Here is a 13,075-nt window from a genome sequence, read left to right as displayed (position 1 = left end):
CGTCCCGGCGGAAGGGATTTTGGTTCCTTTTGGCCCGTCAAAAGGAACTCGCACGCGCAGCGGGCGAAAGCCCTTGATTTTGCTTCCGGCCTTTTCAGCAGGAGGCCCGGGAAGAGCAAGGACAACAGCTTCCGCGCTGTCGCGCGGGTGACTTTTGTCTTGGCAAAAGTCACCAAAACCGCCTCCGCCGGGACGCGAGCCGTCGCGGCTGCGCCGCGCCGGTCCCCTGCGCTCCTCGCCTGCTGCGGCACGGGGCCCAAACTCGCTGCGCTCAGACATGGGCCCCTCTTCGGCCGCATCAGGCTGCGGTGCTCGGCTCGCTCTACGGCTCGAACGTCAAAGGCAACATCAACCGCAGAAGCAATGACAACGACAAGAGCTAGAAGAATCCTCGGCGTGCTGGCGTTCGCCACCGCGTTCCTGCTTGCCGCCTGCCAGCCGCAGACCGAAGCCCCGACCTCCGCCACCGCCGGGAAGGAATCGGCATCCGCCGAACGCCCGATCCCGCGCTTCGAGAGCCGGGACGGCAAGCACGCCCTCATCGTCGACGGCGCCCCGTTCCTGGTCCTCGGCGGACAGGCGCACAACTCCAGCAACTATCCCGAGCCGCTGAAGCAGGTCTGGCCGGCGCTCGACGACCTGGGGGCGAACACGCTGTCGATCTCGATTGCCTGGGAGCAGGTCGAACCCGAGGAAGGCGAGTTCGATTTCTCCTTCGTCGATCATCTGCTTGAGCAGGCGCGTGCGCATGACAAGCGGCTGATCCTGCTGTGGTTCGCCACCTGGAAGAACAACGGCCCGAACTACGCGCCGGCCTGGGTCAAGCTCGACAACGACCGATTCCCGCGCGTGGTGCGCGCCGACGGCACGGTGCTCAACTCGCTGTCACCGCACGCGCCGGCCACGCTCGAGGCCGACCGCAAGGCCTTCGCCGCGCTGATGGCGCACCTGCGCGAGCGCGACCCGCAGCGCACGGTGATCCTGGTGCAGCCGCAGAACGAGCCGGGCACCTACGGCAGCGTGCGCGATTTCTCGCCGCTGGCGCAGCAGGCATTCGACGGTCCCGTGCCGGAGGCGCTGCTGAAGCATCTCGGAAAGACGCCGGGCACGTGGCGCGAAGTCTTCGGCGCCGATGCCGACGAAACCTTCCACGCCTGGCACATCGCCCACTACATCAACGAGGTGGCGAAGGCCGGCAAGGCCGAGTACCCGCTGCCGATGTACATCAACGCCGCGCTGCGCGGGCCGTTCAACCCGGGCCAGCCGGGGCAGTACGCCAGCGGCGGGCCGACCGACAACATGCTCGACGTGTACAAGGCCGCCGCGCCCGACATCGACATCCTCGCGCCCGACATCTACATGCCCGAGTACGTGAACTACACCACGGTGCTCGAGCGCTACGCGCGCCCGGACAACGCGCTGTTCGTCGCCGAGACCGGCAACGCGCCGGAATACGCGCGCTACCTGTTCGCCGCGCTCGGCCACGACGGCATCGGCTGGGTGCCGTTCGGCATGGACTACACGCCCTACGGCAACTTCCCGCTGGGCGTGAAGCGCACCACGCCCGAGACCATCGCGCCGTTCGCGCTCGGCTTCGCCCTGGTCAACCAGGGCATGCGCGAGTTCGCCAAGGCCGCGTCCGAAGGCCGGCTGCACGGCGTGGCCGAACAGCCCGGCGTGCCCGAGCAAGCCATCGTCCTCAACGATCGCTGGAACGCGACCATCGGCTACGGCCTGCCGCACTTCTGGTTCCAGGGCGCGGTGCCGGGCAATCCCGAGCCGATCGGTGCGGCGCTGATCGCCGAACTCGGCCCCGACGAGTTCCTGGTCACCGGTATGCATGCGCGGGTGACCATCCACCCTTCGGCCGAAGGTCAGGCGCTGATCTACGATCGTGTCGAAGAAGGCCGCTACGTCGACGGCGCCTGGGAGTTCCAGCGCAACTGGAACGGCGACCAGACCGACTACGGCCTGAATTTTTCCGACGCAGTGCAACTGCTGCACGTGACCCTTGCGAGCTATCGCACCACGACCGACGTCGACCCCCAGGAGGACTGACGCCATGCCCCGACTTTCCCGCCTCCCGCGCCTGCTGGCGCTGCCCGTTGCCATCGCGCTGGCCGGCTGCGGTGCGCAGGCCGCCACCAACTGGGAGCGCCTCGGCGACGACCTGGTCGTGCGCCCGACCGCCGACGGCGCCGCCGACGTGCGCCTGCAGGTGGTGGCCGACGGCATCATCCGCGTCACCGCGGACCCGGACGGCGATTTCGCGCGCTCCGAAAGCCTGATGCGCGTGGCGCGCGAAGGCGCGGCCCCGCAGTTCGAAGCGACCGAAGCCGACGGCAAGCTGCGCGTGACCGCGTCCGGGATTTCCGCGGAAGTCTCGCTGGCCGACGGTCGGGTGGCCTTCTTCGACGCGGCGGGCAAGCCGCTGCTGGCGGAAGTGGCCGGCGGCCGCAGCTTCGACGCCGCCGAGTTCGACGGCACGCCCTACGTCAGCGTCCGCCAGCGCTTCGAGTCGAACGACGACGAAGGGCTGTACGGCACCGGCCTGCACCAGCAGGGCTGGATGAACCTCAAGGGCCGCGACGTCGAGCTGCTCCAGCACAACATCGACAACGCGATTCCCTACCTGACCTCCAGCCGCAACTACGGCATCCTCTGGGACAACAACTCCATCACCCGCTACGGCGACCCGCGCGGCCTGCGCCAGATCGGCGAGGTGGTCACGCTGTACGACAAGGACGGCGTGGAGGGCGCGCTGACCGCGACCTATTCGATCGACGGCGAGGTCAAGCTGGTCCGGCGCGAGGAGAAGATCGACTACCAGTTCATTTCCGGGCAGGAGGATTTCCCGGACGAGGGCAAGAACCTCGAGCCCGGCGGCCGCAGCGACGTGCTCTGGGAAGGGCAGATTGAGGCGAAGTACGACGGCCGCCACACCTTCTCGCTCTACAACAGCGAGTACGCCAAGCTCTACGTCGACGGCAAGCTGGTGATCGACCGCTGGCGCCAGAACTGGAACCCCTGGCACCACGAGTTCGCGCTCGACCTCAAGGCCGGGCAGAAGCACGACCTGCGGATCGAATGGGATCGCATCGAGCCGGCCTACCTCGCACTGCAGGGCCGCGACCCGCTGCCGGCCGACGAGGCGGACGACCTGTCGATCTGGTCCGAGGCCGCGCAGGTGATCGACTACTACGTCGTCGCCGGCAGCGACATGGACGGCGTGATCGCCGGCTATCGCGAGCTGACCGGCAAGGCGGTGCTGCTGCCCAAGTGGTCCTACGGCTTCTGGCAGAGTCGCGAGCGCTACAAGACGCAAGCCGAGCTGACCGACGCGCTGGACGAGTACCGCCGCCGCAAGCTGCCGATCGACGCGATCGTGCTCGACTGGTCGTACTGGCCGGTGGACGCCTGGGGCTCGCACGACTTCGATCCAAAGACCTTCCCGGATCCGGAGGGCATGGTCGACCACGTGCACGAGCAGAACGCGCAGATCATGGTCTCGGTCTGGCCGAAGTTCTACCCGACCACCGAGCACTACAAGGAGCTCGACGCGGCCGGCTACATGTACAAGCGCAATGTCGAGGTCGGCGAGCGCGACTGGATCGGCGAGGGCTATCTCAACTCGTTCTACGACCCGTTCGCGAAGCAGGCCCAGGACATCTTCTGGCGCCAGGTGAACACCAAGCTCAACAGCAAGGGCTTCGATGCCTGGTGGCTGGACGCGTCCGAGCCGGACCTGCACAGCAACATCGACATCGGCGAGCGCAAGGCGCGCACCATGCCCAACGCACTGGGTTCGTCGACCGAGTACTTCAACGCCTATCCGCTGCCGCATTCGGAAGGCGTGTACCGCGGCTCGCGCGAGGTCGATCCGGACAAGCGCGTGTTCATCCTCTCGCGCGCGTTCTTCGCCGGACAGCAGCGCGCCGGTGCCGCGTTCTGGAGCGGCGACATCGTGCCGCGCTGGGAGGATTACCGCGAGCAGATCTCCGGCCTGGTCAATGCCTCGATGGCCGGCGCGCCCAACGTCAGCTTCGACATCGGCGGCTTCTCGCCCGAGCGGCGCTACGAGACGAAGGATCCGGCGCACCTGCCCGAATGGCGTGAGCTCAGCCTGCGCTGGTTCCAGCACGGCGCCTTCGTGCCGATCTTCCGCCTGCACGGCCAGTTCCCCTATCGCGAGATCTGGGAGATCGCACCCGAAGGCACGCCGCACTACGACAGCTTCGTCCACTACCTCAAGCTGCGCTACACGCTGCTGCCCTACATCTACACGCTCGCGGGCGACACCTGGCACCGCGACGGCACGATCCTGCGCACGCTGGCGATGGACTTCCCGGCCGATCCGAAGGTCCGCGACATCGCCGACCAGTACCTGTTCGGCCCGGCCTTCCTGGTCGCGCCGGTGACCGAGTTCAAGGCCACCAGCCGCGAGGTCTACCTGCCGGCCGGCGCCGGCTGGATCGACTTCGAGACCGGCAAGCGCTTCGATGGCGGGCAGACGATCGTCGCCGACGCGCCGCTGCAGCGCATGCCGCTGTTCGTGCGCGCCGGTTCGATCGTGCCGCGCACGGTGGTGCAGCAGTACGTCGACGAGCAGCCGGACGCGCCGCTGACGATCGAGGTCTACACCGGCGCCGACGGCCGGTTCTCGCTGTACGAGGACGGCGGCCGCAGCTACGGCTACGAGCGCGGCGAGTCCAGCCGCATCGCGCTGGAATGGGACGAGGCGAAGGGCGAACTGTCGATCGGCGCGCGCGAAGGCGCGTACCCGGGCATGCTGGCCACGCGCGAGATTCGCGTGCGCTGGATCGACGGCCCGCGCGGCGACAACGGCACGCTGGAGCCGGCGGCCGACGCGACCGTGACCTACGACGGCAGCGCGCAGGTCGTCGCGCGCCCGGCCGCGTGAGGCCGGGCAGGCGCAGCGCATGAGCTTCGATCCGCGCCGACGCCAGGCGCTCAAGGCCGCCGCGCTCGCCGCGGTGGCCGGAGGCGCCGGCGCGACGGGATTCGGTCAAAGGCGCCCCGGCGCCGCCATCGCTCCTCTCCAGACGATGGCGGCGTCCGGTGCTCCTTCTGCCGCGGACGCATCGCCGTGGAGCGCGCTGCGCCTGTGGTATCCGCGTCCGGCCACGCAGTGGGTCGAGGCGCTGCCGCTGGGCAACGGACGCCTCGGCGCGATGGTCTGGGGCGGCGGCAAGCACGAGCGCATCCAGCTCAACGAGGACACGCTCTACGCCGGCGGTCCCTACGATCCGACGCCGCCGGATGCGCTCGCGGCGCTGCCCGAGGTGCGGCGCCTGCTGTTCGCCGGACGCTACGCCGAGGCCGAGGCGCTGGCCAACGCGAAGATGATGGGGCGGCCGCACAAGCAGATGCCCTACCAGCCGCTGGGCGATCTCGTGCTCGACTTCTTCGAGATCGCCGAGACCAACGGCTATCGCCGCGAACTCGATCTCGACGCCGCGCTGGCGACCTCCACGTTCGAGGCGCGTGGCCTGCAGCATCGCCGCGAAGTGTTCGTCTCGCCGGTCGACCAGTGCGTCGCGATGCGGCTGTCGGGCGACCAGCCGGGCCGCATCTCGCTGCGCATCGCGCTCGACAGCGACCAGCCATCGAAGGCGATCGGGGCCGATGGCGAAGCGGGACTGCTGCTGCGCGGGCGCAACGAAGCGGCGTTCGGCGTCGAGGGAAAGCTGCGCTTCGCGCTGCGCCTGCGGGTGCTGCCCACGGGCGGAACGCTGCGACACCATGGCGATCGCATCGAAGTGCGCGATGCCGACGAGGTGCTGCTGCTGTTGACCGCGGCCACCAGCTACCGCCGCCATGACGACGTCTCCGGCGACCCGGAGGCCATCACCCGCGACCAGCTCGACGCGGCTGCGCGCAAGAAGTGGCCGGCGATGCGCGACGACCACCTCGCCGCGCACCGCGCGTTGTTCCGCCGCGTGTCGATCGACCTCGGCCGCACGCCACCGGCCGTCGCCGCACTGCCGACCGACGAACGCGTCGCGCGCTTCGCCGAAGGCGAGGATCCGGAACTCGCCGCGCTCTACCACCAGTTCGGCCGCTACCTGCTGATCGCCAGCTCGCGGCCGGGCACGCAGCCGGCGAACCTGCAGGGCGTCTGGAACGACCTGCTGCAGCCGCCGTGGGAAAGCAAGTACACGATCAACATCAATATGCAGATGAACTACTGGCCGGCGGAGGCGAACGCGCTGGCCGAGTGCGTCGAGCCGCTGGAGCGGATGCTGTTCGACCTCGCGCAGACCGGCGCGCGCACGGCGCGCGACATGTACGGCGCGCCCGGCTGGGTGGTGCACCACAACACCGACCTGTGGCGCGCGACCGCGCCGGTCGACGGCGCGCAGTGGGGCCTGTGGCCGCTGGGCGGCGCCTGGCTGCTGCAGCAGCTTTGGGACCGCTGGGACTACGGTCGCGATCCCGGCTACCTGCGCAAGGTGTATCCGCTATTCAAGGGCGCCGCGGAATTCTTCGCCGCGACCCTGGTCGAGGATCCGGGCACCGGCGCGATGGTCACCGCGCCGTCGATCTCGCCGGAGAACGTGCATCCGCACGGCGCCGCGCTGTGCGCCGGTCCGTCGATGGACGCGCAGATCCTGCGCGATCTGTTCGGCCAGTGCATCGAAGCCGCCGCATTGCTGGGCGTGGACGATGATTTCCAGAAGCAGCTCGCCGCATTGCGCGAGCGCCTGCCGCCGCACCGCATCGGCAAGGCCGGGCAGCTGCAGGAATGGCAGCAGGACTGGGACATGGCCGCGCCGGAGATCGACCATCGCCACGTCTCGCACCTGTACGCGCTGCATCCGTCGAGCCAGGTCAACCTGCGCGACACCCCGGAGCTGGCCGCCGCCGCGCGGCGTTCGCTGGAGATCCGCGGCGACGAGGCCACCGGCTGGGGCATCGGCTGGCGGCTGAACCTATGGGCGCGGCTGCGCGACGGCGAGCGCGCGATGAAGATCCTGCGCATGCTGGTCAGCCCCGCGCGCACCTATCCCAACCTGTTCGACGCGCATCCGCCGTTCCAGATCGACGGCAACTTCGGCGGCACCGCGGGCATCACCGAACTGCTGGTGCAGAGCTGGGGCGGCACGATCTTCCTGCTGCCGGCGCTGCCCAAGGCCTGGCCATCGGGCGAACTGCACGGCGTGCGCGTGCGCAATGCGGCGGGCATCGACCTGTCGTGGCGCGACGGCACGCTGGTGCAGGCGACGCTGCACAGCGACAAGGGCGGCGGGTATCGGATCGAGCATCGCGGGCGGGAGCTGGCGCTCACGCTCGCGGCAGGGGAATCGGCGACGCTGCGGCCGGGCGGCCGCGGGCTGGTGCGCGCGTGACGACGGCGGGCGACATCGCCGCGATGGCGAACCTTGCCGTTTCAGCGGCAACGAATGCCGCGCGGGTTTGTTGCGGTGCAGATGCCATCCGGGAGGCCGATCGGGCTACCCTGTCGCGCCGGATGACAGCGCCGTCATCCGGCATCGAGACCCGTCCGTCATCCCCGCGCAGGCGGAGCGGCGTCTTCGTTTCCTGGAAGGGCAACGACACTGGATCCCCGCCTGCGCGGGGATGACGGTGGAAGGGAAGGCGCGCGACGGCGAGGGCGCCGGCAGTGGTCATCGGCAAGACACGAATGCATCTCCCCGGGAGGGAATCCATGAGCAATCCCAACGCGTCAGGTGAGAACACCCGCTTCATCATCCTGATCAGCCTGGTGGCCACGATCGGCGGCTTCCTGTTCGGCTTCGACAGCGGCGTGATCAACGGCACCGTCGACGGGCTGACCGCGGCGTTCAACTCCGACGCGGCGGTCACCGGCTTCAACGTCGCCTCGATGCTGCTCGGCTGCGCGATCGGCGCCTGGTTCGCCGGCACGCTCGCCGACCGCTACGGGCGCCGCACGATGCAGCTGTGGGCCGCGGTGTTCTTCCTGGTGTCGGCCTGGGGCTCGGGCATCGCCACCTCGTCGGCGGAGTTCGTGATCTATCGCGTGCTCGGCGGCTTCGCGGTCGGCGCGGCCAGCGTGATGGCGCCGGCCTACATCAGCGAGGTGGCGCCGGCGCGCTATCGCGGGCGGCTGGCGACGGTGCAGCAGATCGCGATCATCTCCGGCCTGTTCGCCGCGTTCCTGAGCAACTACCTGCTGGCGAAGGTCGCGAGCTCGTCGATGGCCGTGCTGTGGTGGGGCTACGAGGCCTGGCGCTGGATGTTCTGGGCGGAGATCGCGCCGGCCGCGCTGTTCCTGGTCGCGCTGTTCTTCATCCCCGAAAGCCCGCGCTACCTGGTCGCGCGCGGACTGCGCGAGCGCGCGCAGAAGGTGCTGGTGCGGCTCTACGGCGCCGGCGAGGGCGCGCGCAAGCTGGTCGAGATCGACGCCTCGCTGGCCTCGGACCACCACCGGCCGCGGCTGTCGGACCTGGTCAGCAAGGCCACCGGCCGGATCCGCCCGATCGTGTGGGTGGGCGTGGGCCTGGCGACGTTCCAGCAGTTCGTCGGCATCAACGTGGTGTTCTACTACGGCGCGGTGCTGTGGCAGGCGGTGGGCTTCTCCGAGAGCGACGCGCTGCTGATCAACGTGCTGTCGGGCGCGCTGAGCATCGGCGCCTGCATCGTGACCGTGCTGCTGATCGACAAGGTCGGCCGCAAGCCGCTGCTGTGGATCGGCTCGGCCGGCATGGCGGTGTCGCTGGGCCTGGTGGCGTACGCCTTCTCCACCGGCGGCCTCGACGCCACCGGCAAGCTGCAGCTGAGCGGATCGATGGGCGTGCTGGCGCTGGTGGCGGCCAACGTCTACGTGGTCTTCTTCAACATGTCCTGGGGCCCGGTGATGTGGGTGATGCTGGGCGAGATGTTCCCGAACCAGATCCGCGGCTCGGGCCTGGCCGTGGCCGGACTGGCGCAGTGGACGGCGAACTTCCTGATCACCTGGACCTTCCCCATGCTGCTGGCGGGCATCGGCCTCGCCGCCGCCTACGGCATCTACACGGCGATGGCGGTGCTCTCGGTGTTCTTCGTGCTCAGGTTCGTGCACGAGACCAAGGGCAGGGAGCTGGAGCAGATGGAGGGCTGAGGCCGGGCCTTCGGTTCAAACACAAAGAAACGTCATCCCCGCGAAAGCGGGGATCCAGCGTCTTTCGTCAATGAAGTGCAAAGACGCTGGGTTCCCGCCTTCGCGGGAATGACGGGGAAGGGGTGGCCGCGTGGTACCGCCCAGTTCGTCGTCGCCACCCCCGGAGGGATGCAATGCAGCTTTCGACCCTGGATATCGGCATCGTGCTGGCCTACCTCGCCGGCGTGTTCGTGCTGGCGCAGTGGGTCTCGCGCGAGAAGGCGGGGCACAGCAAGGACGCGAAGGACTACTTCCTCGCGGGCAAGTCGCTGCCGTGGTGGGCGATCGGCGCGTCGCTGATCGCGGCCAACATCTCGGCCGAGCAGATCATCGGCATGTCCGGCTCGGGTTACGCGATCGGCCTGGCCATCGCCTCGTACGAGTGGATGGCGGCGGCGACGCTGCTGATCGTCGGCAAGTGGTTCCTGCCGGTGTTCCTGCGCAACGGCATCTACACCATGCCGCAGTTCCTCGAACAGCGCTACGGCGCCCGCATCCGCACCGTGATGGCGGTGTTCTGGCTGGGCCTTTACGTGTTCGTCAACATCACCTCGATCCTGTGGTTGGGCGCGATCGCGGTGTCGCAGGTCACCGGCATGGACCAGATGCTGGCGGTGGTGCTGATCGGCCTGTTCGCGCTGGCCTACCAGCTCTACGGCGGGCTCAAGGCGGTGGCGTTGACCGACATCGTGCAAGTCACGCTGCTGGTGCTCGGCGGCCTGCTGGTGGCTGGGCTCACGCTCAACCAGCTGGGCGAGGGCAGCGGGATCGTGGCGGGCTTCAACCGGCTGTGGAGCGAGCATCCCGGCCACTTCGAGATGATCCTCGACAAGGACAACCCGTTCTACAAGGACCTGCCCGGCATCAGCGTGCTGATCGGCGGCATGTGGATCATGAACATCAGCTACTGGGGCTTCAACCAGTACATCATCCAGCGCGCGCTTGCCGCCAAGGACATCCACGAGGCGCAGAAGGGCGTGCTGTTCGCCGCGTTTCTGAAGCTGCTGATGCCGGTGATCGTGGTGCTGCCGGGCATCGCCGCGGTGATGCTGGCGCCGGACCTCACGCGCCCGGACGAGGCCTATCCGACGATGATGCGGCTGCTGCCGACCGGCATCCTCGGCCTGGTGTTCGCGGCGCTGGTCGCGGCGATCGTCGCCTCGCTGGCCTCGAAGATCAATTCGGTGGCGACGATCTTCACCCTCGATTTCTACGCCAAGAAGTCCGTCGCGCCGGATCAGTCGACGTTGGTACGCGTGGGCCGCATCGCCGCCGCGGTCGCCGTGCTGCTCGGCATCCTCACCGCGAAGCCGCTGCTGGGCAGCTTCGACCAGGCCTTCCAGTACATCCAGGAGTACACCGGCTTCTTCACGCCCGGCATCGTGGTGATCTTCGTGCTCGGCCTGTTCTGGAAACGCGCCAACGAGGCCGGCGCGCTGGCCGCGGCGATCGGCTCGTTCGCGCTGTCGATCGTGCTCAAGCTGGCCTGGCCGGCGCTGCCGTTCATCGATCGCGTCGGCCTCGTCTTCCTGCTGGCATTGGCGCTGGCCATCGTGATCTCGCTGCTGACGCCGCACGCGCCGGAGAAGGACATCATCCAGACCCGCGACGTCGACTACCGCACCGGCGGCGCCTTCAACGCCGGCGCGCTGGCCGTCATCGCGATCCTGGCGGCGCTGTACGCGCTGTTCTGGTGACCGCGCCGGGCTGCAGCAGCTCCAGCTCCGCCAGCTCGACCGGCGCGTCGCCGGCGAACCGGAGCCGGTACTCGATGTAGTCGCCCGGCTTGTCCACGCCGAACGGCCGCAGCTGTCGCGGCCACTGGAAGCTTTCGCCGCGCCGCTGGTCCAGCGTGGTCCACGCACCGCCGCCGTTGCCGCGGGCGACGACGTTGAGCGTGCGGCCGTTGTCCAGCACGACGTCGGCGCGGTCGAAGGCGGGCGAGCCGATCATGTATTCCGGTGCCCCATCCGCAGCGGATACAGCCCCAGCATCGCGAACAGGTACCAGGCCGACATCTCGCCGTTGTCCTCGTCACCCGGATAGCCCTGGCCGATCTCGCTGCCGAGGTAGAGCCGGCGCAGCGCGTCGCGCGAGATCCGCTGCGCCTTCCACGGCTCGCCGGCGGTTACGTACATCCACGGGATGTGGTGCGAGGGCTGGTTGCTGTGCGCGTACATGCCCATGCGCACGTCGCGCGCTTCGGTCATCTCGTGGATCACCTGGCCGTAGCTGCCCGCGAACCTGGCCTCCGCGGTTTCCGGGGTGGCGAAGAACGCGTCGAGCCGCCGCGCCAGCGCCTCGCGTCCGCCGAACAGCGTCGCCAGCCCCTCGGCGCCGTGCGGGGCGGTGAAGGCGAACGTCCACGCATTGGCCTCGGTGTCGCCGCCGCCACACACGCGCGGCGTCGCGCTTGCCGGCGGCCAGCGCGCGCCCGAGCAGCGTATCCCAGGCCGCCTGCGCGCGTTCGCGCACGGTCTGAAGCCGTCGCCGCCGATCTCCTGCTCGAGGTTGCGCCGCGCCTGCTCCAAGGAGATCAGCGAGGTGGCGATGCGCATGCGCACTTCGCCGTCGTCGCCGGGCGCGGACTTGACGTAGCCGGTGGGACGGCCGGTCGGTCAGGGGCAAGATCCGTCTGGCCATGGAGAAGGGCTCGCTTGGGGTACGTTTCGACCGTACCCTCATCGGTACCCCCATCAAAATCGGCTTGTGATCTGCCTCTTGACCTCTCCTGGACACAAAAACCCCGCAATTACGCGGGGTTAGAAGGCTCTGGATCATTCCTGGATCTTCGTGATCCATCAGTTTGGTGGCTATGGGTGGACTCGAACCACCGACCCCAGCATTATGAGTGCTGTGCTCTAACCGGCTGAGCTACATAGCCATCGGCCGCGCATGGACGGCGGCGAGCCGCATATTGTCCTGCCGCCGGGCCGTGGCGTCAACGCCGGGGCCTTCGGCTTGTCTCTTTCGCCGCAGTCGTGGCAGAGTCGGGGGCAGTAGATCTTGGAGTCCGCATCGTGATCGATCCGGACGGGTATCGCCCCAACGTCGGCATTGTATTGATGCATCCCGACGGCCGCGTCTTCTGGGCGCGCCGGGTGCGCCGTGACGGCTGGCAGTTCCCGCAGGGCGGGATGAACAGCGACGAGACGCCGATCGAGGCGATGTACCGCGAGCTGCGCGAGGAGACCGGGCTGCTGCCCGAGCACGTGGCCGTGCTCGGGGTGACGCCGGGCTGGCTGCGCTACCGGCTGCCGCACAACGCCATCCGCCGCAACGACCGCATCGTCTGCATCGGCCAGAAGCAGGTCTGGTTCCTGCTCCAGTTCACCGGGCAGGAGAGCGACCTGCAGCTGGACCTGACCGCCAAACCTGAATTCGACCACTGGCGCTGGGTGGATTTCTGGTACCCGCTGGAGCACGTGGTGGTGTTCAAGCGCGGGGTGTACGCCAGCGCGCTGCGCCACCTGGCGCCGTTCGCGCGCCAGATCGCCGGCGCCGGGGCGATCCCGGCGGCCGTGGTCGAGCAGCGCGAGCGCTCGGGCCGGCGCCGCCCGCGGCCGCGCGGGCCGGGCCGGCCGGGCCGGGCGCCGTCGACGCGGGATTCGGACTCCGGCGGCAACTGAATACGACTGCTGGCGGCATTGACACTCATTCTCATGTGTGGCGCAATGGCGGTCCGCTTTCCGCCCGCCTGCCCGCACCGTGTACATCTGCATCTGCAACGGGGTCACCGAACACGATATCCGCCGCGCGGCGGAGGCCGGCTGCGGCTCGATGTCGGAGCTGACCATGCGCACCGGCGCCGGCGCCTGCTGCGGGACCTGCGTGGACACCGCCTGCGCGCTGCTCGACGAAGCCCGGCCTGCCACTGGCGCGGCCGCGGGCAATGTCATCGCGTTTCCGCTGGTCTCGCGCGCCGCCTGAGCG

The 13,075-nt window shown here is 68.9% G+C and carries 7 protein-coding genes, 1 tRNA gene and 1 pseudogene; 7 read left to right on the top strand and 2 right to left on the bottom strand.

The features are described from left to right. Positions 1-363 precede the first annotated feature (363 nt). The 5 genes from FQY83_RS12395 (at position 364) to FQY83_RS12375 (ending at position 10,839) form a co-directional block, all read left to right on the top strand. Positions 364-2,058: a DUF5597 domain-containing protein gene (locus tag FQY83_RS12395; RefSeq protein ID WP_146388274.1), complete on the top strand. Its 1,695-nt coding sequence runs from the start codon at positions 364-366 to the stop codon at positions 2,056-2,058. 4 nt (positions 2,059-2,062) lie between these two features. Then, positions 2,063-4,921: a TIM-barrel domain-containing protein gene (locus tag FQY83_RS12390; protein WP_146388273.1), complete on the top strand. Its 2,859-nt coding sequence runs from the start codon at positions 2,063-2,065 to the stop codon at positions 4,919-4,921. Positions 4,922-5,066: 145 nt separating this feature from the next. Continuing rightward, positions 5,067-7,370, top strand: coding sequence for a glycoside hydrolase family 95 protein (locus FQY83_RS12385; protein WP_425478661.1), 2,304 nt, complete (start codon positions 5,067-5,069; stop codon positions 7,368-7,370). Positions 7,371-7,666: 296 nt separating this feature from the next. After that, positions 7,667-9,103, top strand: a complete 1,437-nt coding sequence (locus FQY83_RS12380) for a sugar porter family MFS transporter (protein WP_425478653.1) — start codon at positions 7,667-7,669, stop codon at positions 9,101-9,103. Between the two features lie 173 nt (positions 9,104-9,276). After that, positions 9,277-10,839, top strand: coding sequence for a sodium/sugar symporter (locus FQY83_RS12375; protein WP_146388270.1), 1,563 nt, complete (start codon positions 9,277-9,279; stop codon positions 10,837-10,839). On the opposite strand, the pseudogene FQY83_RS12370 reads toward FQY83_RS12375, so the two are convergent. Both FQY83_RS12370 and FQY83_RS12365 read right to left on the bottom strand, forming a co-directional pair. Further along, positions 10,799-11,559 (bottom strand): annotated as a pseudogene (locus tag FQY83_RS12370) (glycoside hydrolase domain-containing protein); the annotation flags it as partial. The gene FQY83_RS12375 and the pseudogene FQY83_RS12370 sit on opposite strands and share 41 nt — an antisense overlap. 390 nt (positions 11,560-11,949) lie before the next feature. Further along, positions 11,950-12,026, bottom strand: a tRNA-Met gene (locus FQY83_RS12365). Between the two features lie 136 nt (positions 12,027-12,162). On the opposite strand from FQY83_RS12365, the gene FQY83_RS12360 reads away from it, so the two are divergent. Continuing rightward, entirely contained in the window at positions 12,163-12,771 is a 609-nt protein-coding gene (locus tag FQY83_RS12360; RefSeq protein ID WP_146388269.1) for an RNA pyrophosphohydrolase, read from the top strand. Between the two features lie 79 nt (positions 12,772-12,850). Further along, on the top strand, positions 12,851-13,072 hold the full coding sequence (locus tag FQY83_RS12355) for a (2Fe-2S)-binding protein (RefSeq protein ID WP_146388268.1): 222 nt from the start codon (positions 12,851-12,853) through the stop codon (positions 13,070-13,072). The last annotated feature ends 3 nt before the right edge of the window (positions 13,073-13,075 follow it).

The organism is Luteimonas marina (assembly GCF_007859325.1).
Classification (GTDB): Bacteria; Pseudomonadota; Gammaproteobacteria; order Xanthomonadales; family Xanthomonadaceae; genus Luteimonas; species Luteimonas marina.
The sequence above is the reverse complement of the archived record's forward strand: the minus strand, read 5'-3'. Positions and strand labels throughout refer to the sequence as shown.